A 19,789-nucleotide genomic window follows, 5' to 3' on the forward strand; every position below is an offset into this window, starting at 1 on the left:
GTACAGGCGGCGGGACAGGAATGGGGTTTATTTCTTCACGTTTTCGCAGAAGGCCTTCAGCATAGTGGCCGCCTCGGCGCGGGTCAAAGTGCCCTCGGGGGCCAGCTGAGCGGCGCTGCGTCCGTTCATCAGACCGGAGCCGCAGGCCCACTGCACGGCCCGGGCCGCCCAATCACTGAGCTTGTCCTGGTCGGCGTAACCGGACAGGTCGGCGGTCTTGCTCACGTCATAGCCCTTATACTGGGCGTAGCGGTAGAGCATTACGGCCAGCTGCTCCCGGGTGACGGTGCCGCCGGGGGTAAAGGCACCCCCGCCCACGCCGCTGACGATGCCGTGCTCCGCCGCCCAGGCCACAGCGTCGGCATACCAAGCGCCGTCGGCCACATCGGCAAAGCCGCTCTTGCCTGCGGCGGGCTTGCCGTCCAGACTGTACAGCACCGTGGCCAGCATGGAGCGGTCCATGGAATCGCCGGGGCCGAAGCTGTCATGGCTCACGCCGGAAAACAGGCCGTTGTCATAGGCATAGCGCACGGACGAATAATACCAGTCGTTGGACTTCACATCCGTAAAGGACATAGCCTTGTCAGGCACAGGGTTGGCGGGCGTAGTGGGCGTGGTGGGCGTGGTAGTGGTACCGGAGGAGGAGCTGTCGTCGTCCCAGCTCTCGGAACCATAGTCGTTGCTGTAGTCGTCGGTGTAGAACCACACCACGGTGGCGTTGCCCGTCAGCTCATAGTCCTGGGCGGCCACAGAGGGCATGGAGCCGTTCACCAGATACATCCAGCCGGACTTCTCCCCCCGCTCAAACTCAGACCAGCCGCCAATCGTCGGGAAGTAGCCGTTGGACTGCTCCGTATAGCCGATCTTATCCCGGTCCAGAGCGGTGACAAAGGCATCCCGTACCGAGCTTCCGGCGGTCACAGTCACCTTGCCGGTGGTGGTCAGCAGGTTGGTGTAGCTTCTGGAATCGTGCTTATAGGTATAGCGCTTGCTCTGATCGGCGGGGGGCACCATGACCTTCACAGTGACGTTCACCGTCTTGCTGCCGCTTCCGGAGCCGGAGCCTGCACTGACCAGAGAGACATGGATGGTCTTCCGGGCGTGGCCGGCGGCCTCAGCCTCGGTGACGGTAAAGCTGCCCGTCTTGGTCTGATAGCCGGAGCGGCTGACGGTGTAGCTGTACTCCCCGGCGGCCAGGTCATAGGCACCGTGGACCTTATCCGCAGCCACCTCGGTCTCCCCGCTCTTCACCACGACAGCGGCATCTTCGGGGATGGTCTTGACGGAAACAGCGGCGTTTTTGGCCCATGTTGTAGAGGCAGCGGAGGTCAGATCGTCCGTATCAAAATCATAAAAGTAATACTTCGTTCCGCTCTTAGCGTTTGCGATGGCCAACATGCTGCGGAAGCCCTGCTCGGTAGAAATCGCATTCAGTACACCGCTATACTGGAAACCCTTCCCGGAGCTGTCTGCCACAGACATCAGCCCCTTCGTCAGGTCTTTACCCAGGAAATTGTCCTTGGGATTCTCCCCCATGGCCGTCAGCGCAAGGATCAGCTGGGCTGTGCTCTCCGTAGAAGGACTGCCGTAAGAAACCACAGCGCCAGAATCATTGAAACTAAGATTCCGAATCAGCGCACCTTTGCTTTTATTGATGATACTTGTGATATCTTCAAATCCATTGACATTGTAATAATAGGGGGCCAGGGCCTGGAGCATGAAAGAAGTTGCATCGGCATCAAAATAGGCATTGCCTTCATAGACATAGCCCCAGCCGCCTTTCTCCAAGGCCTGGTCCAGTGCAGACTTTCTCAGTTTGGCCACCGCATCATCATAGCGGTTTCCATACTGCTTGAGGGCGATCAGTTCAAATGGCAAGGTATAGACGCTGGTCACGGCGGTGTTGCTGTCGTCGTTAATCATGGCCACCAGCTTGTCCACAGCACTGAATGTCACCCCATCCGCAGAGGTCAGATCATTGGGATCATAGCCCATAGATATCAGAGCAATGATCGACTTGGCCAGGTCGCTTGCCTTTGGGTTCTTGTCGGCTGTCGCATTGATCAGGTAGTTGACGATATCCTGCTTCTGCTCCTTGGTAAACTGATAGCTCGTGGCAGGATAAGTGCTGGCGAAAACAGCCATATCCGCCGTGATCCAGGCAGTGTTGCTGTCCTTGCCCGCGCCGTCAGTCGCATAGGAGGCGGCAATTCCGTTGATCAAATCGGAGAAACTTACATCCCCGCTGGGAGTGACAGGAGACGGGGTGCCTGTGGTGCCATCGGGATAGGTGAACTTAATGGCACAAACAAACTCGCCGCCGCTGGCCCCGTTGTCAGCATAGGGATTCTGTATCTGAGCATAGTCCAGCTTGCCGTCCCCGTTGGAATCCAGCAGTATGCCGTCCAACTCTTCCGTTCCGGTCTGCCAATCCACGTTGGAATAGTCACACAGATATCCGCCGTTTCCATCGTAGTTATAGACGATCTGCTTTTTCGGGAAGCTGAGGTCCACACTCTTCGCCGTCTTGGGAACCGTAACAGTGTACAGGGGGCCGTCGGCAGTAACAACGGGCCAGCCATAAGAATAATTGTAGCCAGTCTCGTTCAGTTCGGTAATATTTAAGGGAGAACCGTTACAGGTGGCGGTAAAAGGCACATCGACATACTCAAAAGTGATGGCATACAGCAGGTCGCCGCCGCTCCAATCTGCATTATATGGTTTCTGCACCTGGATATAGTCGATCAAGCCGTCGGACTCACCACCATCGGGTGCATAGTCCACGGGGACACTTACAGTGGTACTGCCCACTGTAGAGTCCTTGACCCAACCACAAAGATAGTCAGAATCGGTTACAGAAATCGGTGTTTTGCCTTCCCAGTGATAATTATAAGTTAGGTGTGCATTGTCGTAACTCAAATCCACCTGGGTAGTCCCCACGGGAATCTGCACCGTGTACAGGTCTACTGTCGTAGTGACCTTACTATAGTCGTTGGTGTAAGAATAGGCATCTTTCTCCACCGTGTAGGGCAGGGCTTCTCCGCCGTTGACCGTGGCAGTGAAATCAGCTTCAACTTCTACATCATAAAAATCTTCGGGCAGTTGTACAACAATGTAATGCGTTTCATCCTTATCATCAGAAATCCAGTACGCATTGCACGTAGAAAAATCATAACTGGTGTACGTCTCATTGAATGCCCAATCCTCATCCGTTGCATTCATGGCGTAGCCCTGTGTAATTGGCGCTTTATAGGTACTAAGTACCATAGAATTTCCAATCATAGAAGCAATCATGGAATATTCATCGGACATTTTTTCTTCAAAGTCAACAAAAGAAATTGTCGTCGTGTCTTTTGGAATATTTCCATCAAATAAATACGCTGTTTCGTCATTATACGTGCCAATTTCTTTGCACTCTGATAACGATATCTCAACTTCGTTGTTGGTCACATCTTCTTCCGCTGCCCAGGCCGTGGTAGGCAGCATACTGACGAGCATGACCAGGCTCATCAGCAGGGATAATGCGCGCTTTTTCATCTCTCCTGAATTCTCCTTTCTTGAATGGGCGTCCCGAGAGCGGGACATGAGAAAAGCGTCCGCACCCGCCCGCTTTGGCAGGCCGCGCAGACGCAAAAGGGCGCACTGTTCCCTCTGGTCCGTGGGCTCCCGGCGTGGGCAGGAGCGTTATGAGACGGTCCGGGCATTCTGACTTATCCCCTCTGTTTTCAGGGGGCATCACAGTGACCCGCTCGCGGGGCCTCTCACCCCATTCCCCCGGTCCGGTTTCCCGGAACCACCGCCGCATAAGATCTCGCCCGCTATTATAACACGCCCCCCGCCGGGAAGTAAACAAAAAAGCGTCCGGTCGGCAGCGAAAAACTGCCGACCGGACATGCCGGATCTGTGTTTTAATTCTTTGCCGCATCCATCAGGGCGGTGAAGAAGGGCAGGAAGGAGTCATCCCCCTCCACCACCCGCCACTCTGGGTGGAACTGCACGCCCAGCATAAAAGTCTTGTCCTGCATCTCCAGGGCCTCCACCAGACCGTCGTCAGAGTGAGCGGTGACGGTGAGCCCCTCCCCCACGGTCTTGATCCCCTGGTGGTGCCAGGAGTTCACATTCAGCTTGCCCGCGCCCATGATCTGGGCGAGCAGGCTGCCGTCCTCGATGGTCACATCGTGATAGGTGAAGTCCACCAGCTCCGGGTCCCGGTGCTGGATGTCGCTGTCAAACTGGGTGGGCAGGTCCTGATACAGCGTGCCGCCGCACACCACGTTCATCACCTGCATGCCCCGGCAGGTGGCCAGGGTAGGAAAGTCCTCGTCCAGGGCGGCGGTCATCATCCAATAGTCCGAGGTATCCCGGGCGGGGTTAGGCTCCTCCAGCATGGAGTCGGGCTCCTCGTTGTAATAGCTGGGGTCCACGTCCTCGCCCCCGGTGAGGATCAGGGCATCCACCGTGTCCAGGGCCGCCTTGGCGCTGTCCAGATCGGTGGCCTGCTCCAGCAGGACGGGCTCGCCCCCGGCCCGGGTCACCGCATCGATATAGGCCTGGGTATCCTCGTCCACCTCTCCGTTTTCAAAGTCCGCCAGCCAGGCCAGGCCCACCCGGACCTTCTCCGCATTCTGAGCGCTGCTCTGGCTGCCGGAGACAGCGGAGGCAGAACCGGCGGAATTGCTCTGGGTGCTCTGGGCGCTCTGCTGTCCGCACCCGGCCAGCAGGGCGGCGGTCATCCCCAGGGCCAGCGCCAGGGACAGGAGCTTATTGGGCTTGTTCATAACGTGCTTCATCATCAACACACAGCTTTCTTTTTAGAATCACGCCTGTCCCCCTGCCCTCCTCTCCCCCGCTCTCTCCAGGCACAAAAACAGGGTATCGGTCTGCCCTCCCGGCGCACCGATACCCTGTACTGTCCTAAGATCATTCCCGTGACGCTTGTTCGCCCCTCTGCCGTGCAGAAGCCTATCACGCTTATTGACCATTTTACAAGCGGTGCGCGCCCTTTGGCGCAGAACTTATAAAATCCGGGCACTTCCGCCCGATCAATAAGGCAACCACGTTGCCAATCCGCACCCGCGGTGCGGTCCCCGGCTCTTCGACGGGTTTTCGGCATTTGACCCGGCCGTCCGTGTAGCCTCGATCCCCCCGGATGGGGGATGGTCAAAACGTGCGCTTGGCACTCAGCGTCCGAAAAAACGAACGAGCTTTTTATACCATGGAATGCTCCCATGTGTCAATATGTATTCCGAATGAAATTTTTTATCCGCTCAGACTTGATAACAGCCGCCGCCGATAAACTCCCGCACCAGGGATGTTTTGGGCACATCGTCGGCGGGGATGGGCAGGGAATAGCTGAGGAATTTCAGCAGGCGCTTGGCCTCTACATACTCCCGGCTGTCCCGGGGCACGCTGAAGAGCAGGGGCTCCACATAAGTTTTCAGCAGGGCCGTCTCATAGATGAGGGCGGAGTTGAACACCGCATCGGCGCTGTCCTGATAGGGGAAGATGTTCCGCTCCTCCCCCCGGCGGACGGAGGGCCACATGCGGATGGTGGCCTGGGCGCTGTAGCCCCGGGTGCGGGCATCCCGCTCAATGCGCCGCAGCAGCCGGGCATCGGTGGTGGGGATGCGGTTGTGGTCGTCCACATTCAGGGTGGTCAGGCAGCTGATGTAAATTTTGAACATGCTCTCCCGGGGCAGGGCGCTGGCAAACCGGTCGTTGAGACAGTGGATGCCCTCGATGACCAGCACGTCGTGCTCCCCCAGGGTCAGCTGCTCGCCGTTATACTCCCGCTCCCCCTTCTTGAAGTTATAGGTGGGCAGATCGATGGTCTCCCCCCGCAGCAGGCGGCCCATGTCCGTGTTGAAGCGCTCCACGTCCATGGCCTCCAGACATTCAAAGTCATACTGCCCGTCGGCATCTCTGGGGGCAAGCACCCGGTTTTTGAAATAGTTATCCGTGGCGATGGGGTGGGGTGTCAGGCCGCAGGCCATCAGCTGGGTGGACAGCCGGTGGGAGAAGGTGGTCTTGCCGGAGGAGGAGGGCCCGGCGATCATCACAAAGCGCACATCCCGGCGCTGGGCGATCTCCTGGGCGATGTCGCCGATCTGCTTTTCCATCAGGGCCTCCTGCCCCAGGATCAGCTGGGTGGACAGCCCGGCGGAGATCATGTCGTTGATCTCCCCCACATTGTCGATGTGCATGGTCGCCGTGCGCCGGGCCATGTCGTGCATGGCACGGAACACCTTGATAGAGGGCTGGAACTCCCCCAGGTGCTCCGGGTCGCTCTGGCTGGGCAGACGAAGAACGAAGCCGTCCTCAAAGGGCTCCAGGGCAAAGCACTTCACATAGCCCGCGTTGGGAGCCATATAGCCATAAAAATAGTCGGTGAAGTCCCCCATGGTGTACAGGTTCACCCGAGAGCTGATGCGGTAGCTCAGCAGCCGGGCCTTGTCCTCCATGCCCATAGCCCGCAGCCGCTCTACCCCGTCGTCCGTGCTCATAGACTGCTTGACGATGGGCATTTTCTCTGCCGCCAGCACCCGCATTCGGGCCTCCACCCGCTCCAGCAGGTCCTTGTCCAGGGTAAAGTCCCCCATCGCACGCAGGAACAGGGCGTGGCTCAGGGAATACTCCACACGCACCCGGCGTATTTTATCCCGGCCCACGGTGTCGTAAAAGGCTTTCAGCAGCAGGAGCAGGGCGGTGCGCTCATAGGTCTGCATCCCGGGCCGGTCCGCCGCCGTGACCATGGTCAGGGCGCAGTCCCGGTCCAGCTTTTTGTGCAGCTCACACAGCTTTCCGTTCCGGTTGACCAGCAAAACATCGTGGGGATAGTCCCCCTGCACCTGGTCCGCGATGGTTTGAAAGGTCGTTCCGGCGGGATAGTCCCGGGTCGTCTGGCCCATGGTCACACGAAACATCTGATTGTTTTCCATGTTCATATCCTCCTCCGGGCCGCGTCACCGCCGCCCGTGTATCATTTCTGTCTCTGTCGGGGATAAGAATATTATATCGGCCCCAGCCCGACACTTCAAGAGACAAAGCCCGCCCGGTGTCGCCTTTTCCGCAAAAACACGCCCGCCCCTCCAAAATCAGAGGGGCGGACGCAGACTTGCCTACTTTGTTAAGCAGACTGGGATCACTTCATGCCGTTCTCATAGGCCTCGATCATCTTCTTGACCATCTGGCCGCCCACAGAGCCGGCCTCACGGCTGGTCAGGTCGCCGTTATAGCCCTGCTTCAGGTTTACGCCGACCTGGTTGGCGGCCTCCATCTTGAACTGGTCCATGGCCTGGCGCGCATTGGGGATCATAATGTTGTTGCCCTTGTTGTTAGAGTTAGACATGATGCGTTTCTCCTTTTCTCTTTTTGGTTTGTTGGGTCGTGGATGGAACATCCACTGCTAGCATGGCCCCCAGCGCCCCGGATATGCGTGTTCTGTCCTGCCTCTTTTTGACAAAAACATCAAAACTCGTCCCTGCAGCGCCAACTCCTAGCTCATCACTATAAACGTCTGCTCGTCAAAGGAAACCGCACCCTCGACGAGGAGGACCTGCTGAACATGATGCACCACAGCACCCACCTGGTGCGGGCAGAGGACCTGGCCTGATGTGCTGGCATGGTATCGTCCCAAGGCCGATTTCTTCCCTTTAAACGCAAAAGACAGCGGCCCCGCCTTTCAGAGACGAAGCCGCTGTCTTTTCATGTTCCCTTGTCTATGGATTCCCACTGCCGTCCAAGGCGCGGTCAATGCGTTCCATGATCCATTTGGCCTGGGGTGACAGGGGCACCTCCGGGTCGCAGACATATCCCGCCTGCATCAGCCCGTCCGCACCCTGAATGGGCACCCGGTGGATCTCTGGGCTGCCGTAGGGGGTGCAGATATCCATCACGCCCAGGCAGCACACATCCGTGTACTGCAGCATGCTGGAGGCCAGGTGGTCGCTGTTGGTATAGACCCAGTGGCTGAGCTCCTGGGCATCCACTGCCCCCACGCTCACTGTCTCCAGGTGGTGCTCCACCGAGAAGAAGTCCCGCACGCCCCGGATGAGCTTCAGCCCGGGCACCTGGCTGATATCCATCTGTTCCGCCCGGTACAGGGGGTGCTCCGGGCCCACATAGAGACACAGCCGCTTTGTACCTCTGGGCAGAAAGCACAGCCGCCGATAATTGATGATGTTCTGAAAGACCTCCAGGCGCTTCTGGGCCACAAAGACCACACCCAGTTCGGAAATGCCTTGATGAACATGGTCAACGATCTCCTCCACGCCGCCTTGGCGATATTCTACGTGGACATCTTCGCCCCAGGCCCGGTAGAACTCTACCATCAGCCGGGGAATCATCCGGCTGGGATAGGCGGACAGGCGCAGGCTGTTCTCCCCTTCCGGCACTGCCAGGGAGGCGATCTTCTCAGCGGCCTTGCGCATGATCACCGCATATTCCATCACCGCCCGGCCATAGGCGGTAGGCCGGACCCCCTTGCCGCTGCGCACCAGCAGCGGGCGGCCCAACTCCTCCTCCAGCGCCCGGATGTTTTTGCTCACATTGGGCTGAGAGGTGTTCAGACAGGCAGCGGCACTGGACAGGCTGCCCTTTTCGCAGGCCGTAGTAAATATTTCAAGCTGCCGCAGATCCATAAAACGCTCCCTCTTCTCCCGTCGATATTCCGTTTGATCCCCAGTATGACCAATGCAATGCTGTCAGCTGTTTCTCATCGTCGACCGATTGGAGAAAAGCCGCTTGGAACGCGCATCAACACCGCCTGGAAGGGGCCTGCTTTCTGATCCGCTCTCTTTTATGCGATCACGTCCCCCCGCACACCTCCGCCGCCAGCTGGGCGACGGTCTTGTGCAGCAGGGGGTGGCGCTTGTTGGGGGCGATCTCCTTCAGGGGCAGCAGCACGAAGTCCCGCAGGTGCATCTCCACATGGGGGATGATTAAATCGTCGCTGTCCATCACCAGGTCATCATACAGCAGGATGTCCAGGTCCAGGGTCCGGGGACCCCAGTGGATCAGCCGCTCCCGGTGGGCGGCCTGCTCGATGTCGTGGAGCCGGTCCAGCAGCTCGTGGGGGGGGAGGAAGGTCTTCAGTTTCAGGCAGGCGTTGAGGAAGTCATCCTGCTCCACCCCGCCATAGGGTTTGGTGTTCAAATAGCCGGACACCTTTTCCACGCTGCAGCCGCGGACCTCATCCAGGGCCTTGACAGCCTCGTCCAGATAGGCCTTCTTGTCCCCCAGATTAGAGCCCAGTGCGATATAGGCGGTGTGCCAGAAGCGGGTGATCTTCACCGACACGGTCTTCAGGGGCAGCCCCACCGGGGCCCAGGGCTTTTTCAGCTCCAGCGTCAGCCCCTTCACCAGGGGATAGTGGAGCAGGACCTCCTCGGCCATGTGCTCCGCCGCCGTCTCGATGAGCTGGAAGGTGTTCTGGTGCATATAGTCGGTGAGGAAGGCGCTGACCTCCCCATAGTGGACGGACTGCTCCAGGCGGTCCGCCGTCCCCGCCGGGCGGGTGTCCACATACAGGACCAGGGAGATGACAAACTTCTGGCCCAGGCGGTTCTCCTCGGGGAACACGCCGTGGCGGGCAAAGACCTCCAGGTCCTCCACGTGGATCTCGTCATAAGGCAGCGTCATGGCTTTAGTCCTTTCCGTCCCGCAGGATGGCCTGGGTCATGCGGATGGCCCGCAGGTTCTCCTTCACGTCGTGGACCCGGACGAAGGCCGCGCCCTTCAAAACGCCCATGACGGTGGTGACCATGGTGCCCTCCACCCGCTGGTCGGTGGGCAGGTCCAGGGCCTGGCCGATGCAGGACTTGCGGGAGGTGGCCAGCAGCACGGGATAGCCCATGCCGCACAGCCGCTCCAAATGGTGGATGATGGTCAGGTTGTGCTCATAGTTCTTGCCGAAGCCCACGCCGGGGTCCAGGATGATCTGCTCGTCGGCGATACCGGCCTCCTTGGCGATAGCCAGGCTGTCCCGCATGTCCTGGCAGAAGTCCTCCAGGAAGTTGCCATACTCCGCCTTCTCCCGGTTGTGCATCAGGCAGCAGGGCACCTTGTACTGGGCGATGAGGTCGGCCACCTTTCGGTCATACTTCAGGCCCCAGATGTCGTTGACCAGGTCTGCGCCCGCCTTCAGGGCGGCCTCCACCACCTGGCTCTTATAGCTGTCGATGGACACGGGGGTGTCGAAGTTCTTCTTGATCATCTCGATCACGGGGACCACCCGGTCGATCTCCTCCTGCACGCTGATCTGCACATGGCCGGGGCGGGTGGACTCGCCGCCCACGTCCACGATGGCCGCGCCCTGGGCGATCATGTCGGCGGTGTGGAGACGGGCGGCCTCTAAATCATTCCAGCGGCCGCCGTCGGAGAAGGAGTCGGGGGTCACGTTCAAAATGCCCATGATGGAGCAGTCATGCTCCACATCAAAGGTATGGTTGCCAATTTTCATCATAGTAAAACGGCTCCTTTATTCTAGTTAGCACTTAGGAGTGAGGAGGTAGGAGTTGACCGGATCACGCATCACTCCTACCTCCTCACTCATCACTTTTTAATCGTCATATTTTTCTTTTCCGGGCTCCAGTTGCACTCCGGCTCCGCCGGACAGAACAGGCAGGCCCTTGATGCCTTATCCGCCTCATAGAGCAGTCCGGCCAGGCCCTCCCGCTGCCGGTCCTGCCGGCCACGGTGTTGGAGGATGGCGTCCTCCACCGCTGCCCGTTCGGCCTGGGAAAAGCCGCAGTCGGCCAGGATGACCTCCGCCAGCTGGGCGCTGGCCCGGTCGTGGGGGATGTTCTGGGTGTATTGCAGATGACGCCCGATGTCGTGGAGCAGGGCGGCGGCATAGATGAGTTCCTTGTCTATGCCCAGCCCCCGCTCTAAATTTTCAATATAGGCCAGCCGGGCCACATCCAGAAAGTGAACGAGATCGTGGCGGCAGAACTGCCTGTCCCGCTCCAGCCGGGCGATCTCCCGGACGCTGTCCCGCCACAGCTGGTGGCGGCAGATGGCGTTGACCCGCTCCAACTCAGCGGTGCTCCAGCATCCGGTAGAAATCGGTACGCAGGCGCTCGTCGTCATTGAACACGCCCCGGGTCACCGCCGTCACCGTTTTGGTGCCCGGCTTTTTGATGCCCCGCATGGTCATGCACATGTGCTCGGCCTGGACAAGGACCATCACGCCCTTGGGCTTCAGCTCGTCCATAAAGGCGTCGGCGATCTGGGCGGTCAGCCGCTCCTGCAGCTGGAACCGCTTGGCGAACACCTCCACCGTCCGGGCCATCTTGCTCAGGCCCACCACTTCCCCGTTGGGGATATAGGCGATGGCCGCCGTGCCGTAGAAGGGCAGCATGTGGTGCTCGCAGAAGGAGTAGAAGTGGATGTCCTTCTCCATCACCATGTCGTTGTTGTCCACATGGAAGCGCTTCTTCAGGTGGGGGGCTGCAGAGTCCGTATAGCCGCCGGCCAGTTCCTCATACATCCGCGCAATACGGTCAGGGGTCTCCAGCAGACCCTCACGGGTAATGTCCTCGCCGATCCCGCTGAGGATCAGGCGAACGCCCTCTTTGATCTTCTCAGAATCCATGATGTGCGCCTCCTTTTCAATTCAAAGCGTCAGCGGCCTCGCCCAGGAAGGACAGAGAGCCGAAGATGATGATCGCATCCTCTTTCCCGGCCAGGGTCAGGGACTTTTCCACCGCCTGGGCGATACTGCCGGCGGCCTCCACCGAGGGGTTCACCTTGGCCACCGCCGCCGCCAGCTCTTCAGCGGGCAGAGCGCGGGGGTTGTTGGGGGTCTCCACGGTGATGATATGCTGGGCCAGGGGGGCCGTCATGCCGATGACCTGGTCATAGTCCTTGTCCTTGAACATACCCATAACGAAATAGAGCTTCTTTCCTGGGAAATACAGCTCCAAAGACTGCTTCAGTTCCCGGGCGGCACCGGGGTTGTGGGCCCCGTCGATGATGACCACGGGGTCGTGGCGCAGGGTGGTAAAGCGGCCCCGCCAGGCGGTGCGCAGCAGGCCGTCCCGCACCTGATGGTCCGTGATCTGAAAGCCCAGCTTCCGCAGGGCCTCCACCCCCTCCAGGGCCAGGGCGGCGTTTTTGATCTGATAGCTGCCCGCCAGAGAGATGGCCATGTTCTCCCAGCTCTTATAGGAGAACATCTGCACCTCTGCCCCATAGCGTACATCCCGGATCTGGCTCTCATCCACCACCTGCAGGCCGCTGTGCTGCCGCCGGCAGGTCTCCTCGATCACCTGGGCGGCCTCAGGCTCCTGATGGGCGGAGACCACCAGGGTATTGGCCTTGATGATGCCCGCCTTCTGCGCGGCGATCTTGGCCAGGGTGTCCCCCAGCACGTCCATGTGGTCCATGCTGATGGAGGCGATGACCTCCACCAGGGTGGTGGTGATGACGTTGGTGGCATCCAGCAGACCGCCGCAGCCCACCTCCAGGGTGACGATGTCGCAGTGCTTCTCTTTAAAGTAGAGGAAGGCCAGGGCGGTCTCCACCTCGAAGACGGTGGGACTGGGCAGGCCGGCCTTCTGCATCTCCTCGGCGGCGGCGGCGATGGCCGTCACATGGCGGGCCAGGGACTCCTTTTCAATGTACACCTGATCCACCTGGATGCGCTCCCGGTAGGAAAACAGCGTGGGAGAGATGTAGCGTCCGGTGCGGTAGCCGGCGCCCGTCAGGATGGTGGACAGATACGCCAGGACCGATCCCTTTCCGTTGGTACCGGAAATGTGAATGAACTTCAACTCGTTCTGGGGGTTGCCCAGGCGATCCAGCAGTTCTCTCATGCTCTCCAAGCCAAGCACACTTCCGTATTTGGAAACCTCGTCCAAATATACTCTTGCTTCTGTGTAATTCATACTGCTCCTTGTCCGAGACGGCCAGCCGTCTCTGAATTTTGTCAAAAAATATTATATTCCCCCGACCTGTATCCTGCAACGATTTTACCGGAAATTTATGCTTTTCCTTTTAAAGAATATGGGGGTATTCAGATTAAAAAAGTTGAATATTCTTGGCAAATATGCAAGAAAAGCATCAGCAGCGCTAAGTTTCCGATCATCCTTCACTCTCCGTTCCGCCACTTTCTAAGCCCAGTTTTGCATTTTTTCTTTCAATTTCGGTCTGTTTGAACACAAATCGCAGCATCCTGTCGTCTGCATTTTTCGTCCGGCCCGCCGGGAAAAATCGCCCGGTCCCGGAGCTTCTGCTCCTTGACCGGGCGATATCATTCACATCTTTCTGTTGTTACGCCGTCTCGCCATCGTGGCCGGTCTCCGGCTCCAGCCGCTCCACCAGGGCCCACTCCACCCGGCGCTCACACAGCTCCTCCACCCGGATGCGCAGGCCCAGGGCCTCCACCACCGGGCGGCTTCCGTCCTCGGGGATGACAGACAGCTGGGAGAACACCAGTCCCCCCAGGGTGTCATAGTCCCTGTCCTCCTCCTCGGGCAGCTCCATACCGACCGCCTGAGCCAGCTCCTCCAGGTCCGCCGAGCCGGACACCCGCCACTTGTTGTCCTCCAGACGGATGATGTCCTGCTCCTCCTGGGGGTCAAACTCGTCATAGATCTTGCCCACCAGCTCCTCCAGCAGGTCCTCCATGGTGACCAGGCCGCTGGTGCCGCCGTATTCGTCCACAACCAGAGCCATGTGGGTCTTTTTCCCCTGCATGTCCCGGAACAGCACGTCGGTGGGGACGGTCTCCGGCACAAAATAGGCCGGGCGGAGCAGGTCCTTCATGGGCTTGGGCTGGGGCAGGCGGCAGTTGAGCAGATACTCCCGGGTGGACAGCACGCCCACAATGTCGTCCACGTCCTCCTGATACACCGGGAAGCGGGACAGACCGGAGGTGCGGATGGCCTCCATCACCGTCTCGTCGTCGTCATCCACATCCAGGGTGACCATGTCGGTACGGTGGACCATCACGTCCCGGGCGGTCATGGTGTCAAAGTCAAAGACGTTTTCGATGAGCGTCTTTTCATTGCTCTGGATGGCGCCGGACTCCTCGCCCTCCTCCACCATAGCCATGATGTTGTCCTCTGACACTTTCTCCTCCCGGCGCAGCAGACGGCGGATGGGCTTTTGAAACAGCAGGATCAGATTGCCCAACAGGCTGATCCCCAGCAATACGATGGGCCATATTTGGTCCCCAGGCACGAAGAATTCCCCCTTGAACGGTTTTGCGCATCTAATAATAATAAGAATACTATATCACACCCCCGCTCACCGCGCAAGGGAAAGGCACTGGATTTGTTTTCTGCCTTCCCGCCGCAAAAATTTTTCAAAAATTTTTTGCAGAAAAAGAGGAATTCCTCTTTTTTTTGCGTATAAGAAATTATAAGACAAGATTTTGTCTGTTGGCTGAAGCGGCCTTTGCGCCGCGCGTTCAGAAAGGAGCGTGTGCCATGACCCTGCGGGAAGAGACCCAGCGGCGGGAGGCAGAATTTCTCTCCCCCTATGCCTGCCCCTCCGCTGCCAGCCGGGGTCGTCAGCGGAGCGAGGAGGAGTGCCCCATCCGCACCCCTTTTCAGCGGGACATTGACCGCATCGTCTATTCCAAAGCCTTTCGCCGTTTAAAGCATAAGACCCAGGTGTTTCTCCTGCCCGAGGGGGACCACTACCGCACCCGCATGACCCACACCCTGGAGGTCGCTCGCATTGCCCGGACCATCGCCCGTGCCCTGGCCCTGAACGAGGACCTGACCGAGGCCATCGCCCTGGGCCACGATTTAGGGCACACCCCCTTCGGCCACGCCGGGGAGCGGGTGCTCAACCAGCTGATGCCCGGGGGCTTTGCCCATTTCCGCCAGTCGGTGCGGGTGGTGGAGCGACTGGAGAAAAACGGCCAGGGGCTGAACCTGACCTGGGAGGTGCGCAACGGCATCCTCTGCCACACAAAAGGTCCCGCCGCCGCTACGCTGGAGGGCCAGGTGGTCCGGCTGGCCGACCACATCGCCTATATCAACCACGACATTCAGGACGCCCTGCGGGGCGGCATCCTCTATCCCATGGACATCCCCCTGCAGGCCAGCGAGGTGCTGGGCTTTACCCACCGCGCCCGGATCGACACTCTGGTCCGGGACGCCGTTGAGGCCAGCACGGGCCAGCCGGAGATCAGACAGTCTCCGCCGGTGGCCCAGGCCATGCTGGCGCTGAAAGATTTTATGTTCCAAAGCGTATATACCAATCCCGCCGCCAAGGGGGAGGAGGGTAAGGCCCAGGACATGCTCCAGGCCCTGTTTGAATACTTTCAGAAGCACCCCGACGAGCTGCCGGACGACTTTCAGTCCATCCGGGCGGAGGAGAGTGTGGACCGGGCGGTGTGCGACTATATTGCCGGCATGACCGACCCCTTCGCCGTGGAGCAGTTCACCCGCCGCTTTATCCCGGCGGGGTGGTCGATGAAATAGCCCTCTCAGTCACGGCTGCGCCGTGCCAGCTCTCCCAAAGGGAGAGCCAAGACTGCCAAAAAAGCCTGTCATTGCGAGGAGGCCCAACGGGCCGACGTGGCAATCCGTTTCAAAAAGCCATGGTTATCAGCATATTTTTGGTTTTTGAGTTACGGATTCCCACGTCGCTTCGCTCCTCGGAATGACAGAAGCGGGTTTATCGGCACGCTGAGCTCTCCCAAAGGGAGAGCCAAGATCACGAACTATGACGATCAAAGGAAGGAGAAGAGTCGTTTGCCCATTCCCGAGCGTTTTTTAGACGAGCTCATGGCCCGCACGGATATTGTGGACCTGGTGTCAGAGTCGGTTCGGCTGACCAAAAAGGGCAGCAGCTATTGGGGCTGTTGTCCCTTCCACAGCGAAAAGACCCCCTCCTTCCACGTGGTCCCCGACCGGCAGATCTACAAGTGCTTCGGCTGCGGAAAGGGCGGCGGGGCCATCAACTTCGTCATGGAGCTGGAGAACCTCTCCTTCTGGGATGCGGTGTCCGTGCTGGCCAAGCGGGCGGGCATGACCATGCCGGAGAGCTTTGGCGGCTCCCCCGACGCCCAGAAGCGGCGAGAGAAGATGCTGGAGCTGAACCGCCGGGCCGCTCTGGCCTTTCACCGCTGGCTCTATGCCCCGGAGGGGGCCCACGGGCTGGACTATCTCCGCCGGCGTGGGCTGTCCCCCGGCACCCTCACCCGGTTCGGCCTGGGCTTTGCCCCGGACACTTGGGACGCTCTCATCCAGGAGATGGCCAAGCAGGGCTATGACAAGCGGGACCTGCTGGACGCGGGACTGGCCGTGAGCAATAAGGACGGCCGCATCTATGACCGCTTCCGCAACCGGGTCATTTTCCCCATCATCGACGTGCGGGGGGGTGTCATCGGCTTCGGCGGCCGGGTGATGGACGACTCCACCCCCAAATACCTCAACTCCCCGGACACGCCGGTATACAACAAAAGCCGGAACATCTTCGCCCTGAACATCGCAAAAAAATCAAAAGCGGGCCGGGTCATCCTCACCGAGGGCTATATGGACACCATCGCCCTGCATCAGGCGGGGTTTGACAACGCAGTGGCCTCTCTGGGCACCTCCCTCACCGAGGAGCACGCCCAGCTGCTCTCCCGCTACTTCAAAGATGCCATTCTCTCCTACGACGGGGACGGGGCCGGCATCGCCGCCGCCCAGCGGGCCATCCCGATCTTGGAAAAAGCGGGGCTCAAGGTTCGGGTCCTGCGGGTCACCGGGGCCAAGGACCCGGACGAGTTCATCAAGACACATGGCCGGGATGCCTTTGCCCGTCTGCTGGATAAGAGCGAAAACCAGGTGGATTACCGTCTGGCCCAGCTGCAAAGCAAATTCGACCTGACGGACGATGCCCAGAAAGTGGCCTTTTTGCAGGAGGCCGCCCAGCTCATCGCCGCCCGGCCCAGCGCCGTGGAGCGGGAGATCTATGGCGGCCACGCCGCCCAGATGGCCGGAATCACTTCAGAGTCCATGGCACAGGAGGTCTCCCGTGCCCTGCGCCATCGTCTGCGAAAGGAAAAAAAGCAGCAGGAGCGCCGGGACCTGGCCCCCGCTGCCCAGCTGCAGCCCAAGGCCCGCAGCCTGCGCTATGACAACATCCGCTCTGCCCGGGCGGAGGAGGGTGTTCTGCGGCTGCTGCTGCTGGACCCGGCATTACTCAGCCGGATGGATGATCTGGAGGGACAGGAGTTCTCCTCCCCCCTGCTGGGCCGTGCCTTCGATGCCCTGCGGGGCCAGGCCCAACAGGGTCTGTCCCCTAATCTGGCCTCTCTGGCCCAGATCTTTACCGGTGAGGAGATGGATCACCTGGCCCAGGTGGCCAGCCAGCCCGAGTCGGCCGCCAACGGCCCCCGTGCCCTGACCGACTACATATCCATCATCCGGGGTGAGGGGCTGCGCCGCAGCCAGGAGCAGGGGGATGACCTGCTGCTGGCCATGCAAAAGAAATATCAAAAATCAAAAGCATATATGGAGGAAAAACCATGAGCACCAAGAAAACCGGAGTTGTACACACCATCACCGCCGAGCAGAAGGAGAAGATGGACAAGCAGGCCGACATCCAAAGCCGCATGGAGGCCGGAAAAGTCGAGATCATGAAGGTGGTCGAGGGCGTTCAGGGTGCCGAGAAGCTGGCCGAGCTCATCGAGCGGGGCAAGAAGAAGGGCAACCTGTCCTCCTCCGAGCTGCTGGACGTGCTGGAGGACATGAACCTGGACGCCGAGCAGATGGACAAGATCTATGACACCCTGGAGAACTTGGGCATCGACACCGTGGGCGAGGACTATATCCCCGAGCTGCCCGACGATGCCGAGCCCCCCCTGGAGGCCATGGAGGACATCCCCGACGAGGAGCTGGTGGACCCCAACTCCATGGTGGACTCCTTCGGCACGGACGACCCGGTGCGCATGTATCTGAAGGAGATCGGCAAGGTCAACCTGCTCTCCTCCGAGGAGGAGATCGCCCTGGCCCAGGATATGGGGGCCGGCAACGCCGCCAAGGAGCAGCTGGAGGAGATGGAGAAGGCCGGGGAGGAGATCCCCGACGAGGTCCGTGCCCAGCTGAACAAGACCATCAAGCGGGGCGAGCGGGCCAAGCAGCGCCTGGCCGAGGCCAACCTGCGTCTGGTGGTGTCCATCGCCAAGCGGTATGTGGGCCGGGGCATGCAGTTTTTGGACCTGATCCAGGAGGGCAATCTGGGCCTGATCAAGGCCGTGGAGAAGTTCGACTTCACCAAGGGCTTTAAGTTCTCCACCTATGCCACCTGGTGGATCCGTCAGGCCATCACCCGGGCCATCGCCGACCAGGCCCGCACCATCCGCATCCCCGTCCACATGGTAGAGACCATCAACAAGGTCATCCGTGTCTCCCGCCAGCTGCTGCAGGAGCTGGGCCACGATCCCACCCCCGAGGAGATCGCCGCCGAGATGAACATGCCCGTGGAGCGGGTGCGGGAGATCCTGAAGATCGCCCAGGAGCCCGTCTCTCTGGAGACCCCCATCGGCGAGGAGGAGGACAGCCATCTGGGCGACTTCATCCCCGACGAGGACGCCTCCGAGCCCGCCGAGGCCGCCAGCTTCACCCTGCTGAAGGAGCAGCTGGTGGAGGTCCTGTCCACCCTGACCCCCCGGGAGGAAAAGGTGCTCAAGCTGCGCTTCGGTATCGAGGACGGCCGCACCCGCACCCTGGAAGAGGTGGGCAAGGAATTCAACGTCACCCGTGAGCGCATCCGCCAGATCGAAGCCAAGGCCCTGCGCAAGCTCCGCCACCCCAGCCGCTCCAAAAAGCTGAAGGACTTTTTGAACTGAGCATTTCATTGGGGTAAAAAATTTAAAAATTTAAGTAAAAAATTTTTTCGAGGACTTTTGTCGCAAACTGCTTGAAAATCTTCGGATAAGTAAAAGTTCAGAAAACACACTTTTGTCGTTTTGAATTTGTAAAACAGAATCTGATTTCACAGATACACCCCCTTCGGGTCTGACAGCGATTGGCTGTTTGGTCCGAAGGGGGTGTTCTTGTTTATATCAATTTTCGGCGATATTGAATTCGCTGTGCACAATATGGCCAGCCCGTCCCCGCTGTTCGGCTGGCAATCGCGGCTTTCCAATTATGTCCTCGTTCACAACGTAAGTGCTTAATAATCACCCACCTACAAAATTACGGCGGGCCCGGTTAAGTTCGGGTCCGCCGCTGGTATGATATCAGGTTTTCCTTTTTCTCAAAACCTCGCGTCCCTGGACATCTGGATGCCACGGCATGAGACGCTCCAGTTCTTCGTGAGACGGAGATTTTCCCTTGCCTGGCAGTAGGCTAAGAACCCTCAGCAGATAATCATAAGGCTCAAGGTCGTTAGCCTTCGCCGTCTCTACGATCGAGTATACGATGGCGCTGGATTCTGCACCCTTCACACTGTCACAAAACAGCCAGTTCTTCCGGTTATGTGCTTAAGAGCATAACCGGAAAAACTGGCTCTTCGCCAATACCCCTGGTGGTGCTCAGTCCAGCAGTGTGATCTACAGTCTGATTGAAACGGCGAAAGAAAGTGGGCTGGATCCGTACCGCTATCTGACATGGCTGCTGACCAACGCACCGATTCTGGCCGCCAGGGACGATAGCCGGGCGGACAAGTTCCTGTCAGCCAACGCCCCGGTAGACTGCCATTCTTTACAACAGAACTCCTGATTTGAAATGGACCGTCTCAACGAGTACGGTCCATTTTTGCACCTATTTGACGCTTACGTATCAAAGTGACTAAAACGGAATATGACTTTGCTCGATATCTGACCGAGAACGACCTTGCAGCC

At 59.3% G+C, this 19,789-nt stretch carries 16 protein-coding genes and 1 pseudogene; 4 read left to right on the top strand and 13 right to left on the bottom strand.

Features of this window, described 5'->3' with window-relative positions:
- Positions 1–27: 27 nt before the first annotated feature.
- The 11 genes from H8S55_RS05525 to H8S55_RS05575 form a co-directional block, all read right to left on the bottom strand.
- Complete coding sequence (locus tag H8S55_RS05525; protein ID WP_186878134.1) at positions 28–3,537, bottom strand: S-layer homology domain-containing protein; 3,510 nt, start codon at positions 3,535–3,537, stop codon at positions 28–30.
- A 371-nt stretch (positions 3,538–3,908) separates the two neighbouring features.
- Entirely contained in the window at positions 3,909–4,778 is an 870-nt protein-coding gene (locus tag H8S55_RS05530; protein WP_207721771.1) for a gamma-glutamyl-gamma-aminobutyrate hydrolase family protein, read from the bottom strand.
- Positions 4,779–5,267: 489 nt separating this feature from the next.
- A complete protein-coding gene (locus tag H8S55_RS05535; RefSeq protein WP_366467448.1) occupies positions 5,268–6,938 on the bottom strand; it encodes a nucleoside kinase in 1,671 nt (556 codons plus the stop codon).
- A 203-nt stretch (positions 6,939–7,141) separates the two neighbouring features.
- The gene (locus H8S55_RS05540) at positions 7,142–7,315 is read right to left on the bottom strand and encodes an alpha/beta-type small acid-soluble spore protein (protein WP_436233147.1); all 174 of its coding nucleotides are present in this window, start codon (positions 7,313–7,315) and stop codon (positions 7,142–7,144) included.
- 403 nt (positions 7,316–7,718) lie between these two features.
- The gene (locus H8S55_RS05545; protein ID WP_186878137.1) at positions 7,719–8,639 is read right to left on the bottom strand and encodes a LysR family transcriptional regulator; all 921 of its coding nucleotides are present in this window, start codon (positions 8,637–8,639) and stop codon (positions 7,719–7,721) included.
- A gap of 166 nt (positions 8,640–8,805) precedes the next feature.
- A complete protein-coding gene (folK, locus tag H8S55_RS05550) occupies positions 8,806–9,639 on the bottom strand; it encodes a 2-amino-4-hydroxy-6-hydroxymethyldihydropteridine diphosphokinase (protein ID WP_186878138.1) in 834 nt (277 codons plus the stop codon).
- Between the two features lie 4 nt (positions 9,640–9,643).
- Complete coding sequence (folP, locus tag H8S55_RS05555) at positions 9,644–10,459, bottom strand: dihydropteroate synthase (protein ID WP_186878305.1); 816 nt, start codon at positions 10,457–10,459, stop codon at positions 9,644–9,646.
- A gap of 92 nt (positions 10,460–10,551) precedes the next feature.
- Positions 10,552–11,034 (bottom strand): HD domain-containing protein, encoded by a 483-nt coding sequence (locus tag H8S55_RS05560; RefSeq protein ID WP_186878139.1) that lies wholly within the window; start codon positions 11,032–11,034, stop codon positions 10,552–10,554.
- A gap of 1 nt (position 11,035) precedes the next feature.
- Entirely contained in the window at positions 11,036–11,593 is a 558-nt protein-coding gene (gene folE / locus H8S55_RS05565; protein WP_147560970.1) for a GTP cyclohydrolase I FolE, read from the bottom strand.
- 16 nt (positions 11,594–11,609) lie between these two features.
- Positions 11,610–12,887 (bottom strand): bifunctional folylpolyglutamate synthase/dihydrofolate synthase, encoded by a 1,278-nt coding sequence (locus tag H8S55_RS05570; RefSeq protein ID WP_186878140.1) that lies wholly within the window; start codon positions 12,885–12,887, stop codon positions 11,610–11,612.
- Between the two features lie 385 nt (positions 12,888–13,272).
- Positions 13,273–14,184: a hemolysin family protein gene (locus H8S55_RS05575; RefSeq protein WP_366467452.1), complete on the bottom strand. Its 912-nt coding sequence runs from the start codon at positions 14,182–14,184 to the stop codon at positions 13,273–13,275.
- Between the two features lie 248 nt (positions 14,185–14,432).
- On the opposite strand from H8S55_RS05575, the gene H8S55_RS05580 reads away from it, so the two are divergent.
- The 3 genes from H8S55_RS05580 (at position 14,433) to rpoD (ending at position 18,793) form a co-directional block, all read left to right on the top strand.
- Positions 14,433–15,437 (top strand): deoxyguanosinetriphosphate triphosphohydrolase, encoded by a 1,005-nt coding sequence (locus H8S55_RS05580; protein WP_186878141.1) that lies wholly within the window; start codon positions 14,433–14,435, stop codon positions 15,435–15,437.
- 273 nt (positions 15,438–15,710) lie between these two features.
- A complete protein-coding gene (dnaG, locus tag H8S55_RS05585; RefSeq protein WP_186878142.1) occupies positions 15,711–17,474 on the top strand; it encodes a DNA primase in 1,764 nt (587 codons plus the stop codon).
- A 107-nt stretch (positions 17,475–17,581) separates the two neighbouring features.
- The gene (rpoD, locus tag H8S55_RS05590; RefSeq protein ID WP_207721790.1) at positions 17,582–18,793 is read left to right on the top strand and encodes an RNA polymerase sigma factor RpoD; all 1,212 of its coding nucleotides are present in this window, start codon (positions 17,582–17,584) and stop codon (positions 18,791–18,793) included.
- Between the two features lie 211 nt (positions 18,794–19,004).
- On the opposite strand, the gene H8S55_RS14580 is transcribed toward rpoD, so the two are convergent.
- Positions 19,005–19,130, bottom strand: a complete 126-nt coding sequence (locus tag H8S55_RS14580; RefSeq protein WP_436233142.1) for a zinc-ribbon domain-containing protein — start codon at positions 19,128–19,130, stop codon at positions 19,005–19,007.
- 56 nt (positions 19,131–19,186) lie between these two features.
- Positions 19,187–19,312, bottom strand: a complete 126-nt coding sequence (locus H8S55_RS14585; protein ID WP_436233148.1) for a hypothetical protein — start codon at positions 19,310–19,312, stop codon at positions 19,187–19,189.
- Positions 19,313–19,442: 130 nt separating this feature from the next.
- Here H8S55_RS14585 and H8S55_RS14085 point away from each other — a divergent pair.
- Positions 19,443–19,667: pseudogene (locus H8S55_RS14085) on the top strand (transposase domain-containing protein); the annotation flags it as partial.
- Positions 19,668–19,789: the final 122 nt, after the last annotated feature.

The sequence above is a fragment of the Flintibacter faecis genome, from assembly GCF_014287875.1.
GTDB classification, from domain to species: Bacteria; Bacillota; Clostridia; order Oscillospirales; family Oscillospiraceae; genus Lawsonibacter; species Lawsonibacter faecis_A.